The sequence below is a fragment of the Streptomyces sp. PA03-6a genome, from assembly GCF_033792765.1.
Taxonomy (GTDB): Bacteria; Actinomycetota; Actinomycetes; order Streptomycetales; family Streptomycetaceae; genus Actinacidiphila.
In genome coordinates this window covers 1-1,160 of sequence record NZ_JARAVK010000566.1, presented here as the reverse complement: position 1 = coordinate 1,160, position 1,160 = coordinate 1, and the positions used below count along the sequence as shown (strand labels likewise).

Annotated in this window: 1 pseudogene; it reads left to right on the top strand. The window is 65.7% G+C overall.

The window, feature by feature from the left end:
* Positions 1–1,160: pseudogene (locus tag PV350_RS46645) on the top strand (hypothetical protein); the annotation flags it as partial.

Sequence of the window (1,160 nt, the reverse complement as noted above, 5' to 3'; positions counted from 1 at the left end):
TGAGCAGGTGCTGACTGCTCTGGCGTTTGTTGACCCGGCTGCCTCCCCTGTCAGCGGCGAGGGTACTGCTGCGGCCGGGGCTGCGGTTTTCGGTGATGCCAACCGCGGCAGCGACACCGGTTCCGCCGGCGGGGGAACCGCCGGTACAGGCACGGGCGGCATGCCAGCGGACCGTGCCGACGAAGCCACCGGTCCTGTTCCTGCCGTCGATTCTGTTCGTAGTGGGCTCGACGGGACCGCAGTGGCAGAGGAGGCCGACGACGATGCCACGTTGGTGAACGGTGGCGACGCGGTCGACGACAAGAAGGATTTGGAGTACGGCAAGAACGAGCTACCGGGGTCTGGGCGCAGTCGTGAGAAGGTCCGTGCCTGGCTGACCGGTCACAGTGTCGACCCGTATAAGACGGCTCTGCTGGACCCAGACCGCAGGTTCCCCCAGGCCGTTACCGCAAACCCCCTTCACCTTCCGGTGCATCTGGAATGGTTCGAGCCAGTATGGCTGGACGGGTCCGACAATGCGCGGGTGCTGACTGCTCCGGCATCTGGTGGCCGGGATGTTTCCCCTCCGGCGTTCTTTGACCGGGATGATTCCCCCGCCGGCGCTGCGGTGGAAGCCTTGTTCCGTAACTGGCTCAGCCCGAGCAGCAGCCGGTACTACGTTGGGAGGCCGTCTGTTATTGAGGCATACCGTGACGGCGGCGAGGCTGCTGCGGCCATCGTCGTCTGGCAACAGACTGCCAGACGCAATGCTGACCTGTTCGGTCGCTTTCGCAGGGCTCAGGCTGCCGCGATTGGTGGCTCGGTCGGCGAGCTTCTTGAGGTCGGGAGGCAGCTGGCGAGAAGGGGGGTGGAAGTCTTCCGCTTGGAGTGGTCAGCCCTGCCAGCCCCTGAACAAGCCGATGTCACAGCCTGGGTGATGAGGTCGGTCGGCCCGGAAAATATCGGGGGCTGGGATACCCGTGACTTGGGTGCTGTTGCGGTGGCCCGCCGGTCCGGCCAGGAGGCTGCGGCCAACGTCGTCAAACACGTGTTGGCCGAGCGTGCCAGGCTTCGTTCTCAGCCGTCCGGTTCGCGGCGGGGCCCCATTGTCGGGATGGCGCTGGTGGATGATCAGGCGCAGAAGCGGCAGGTCCTGGAGGAGTTGCGGGACGGGTTTGAGA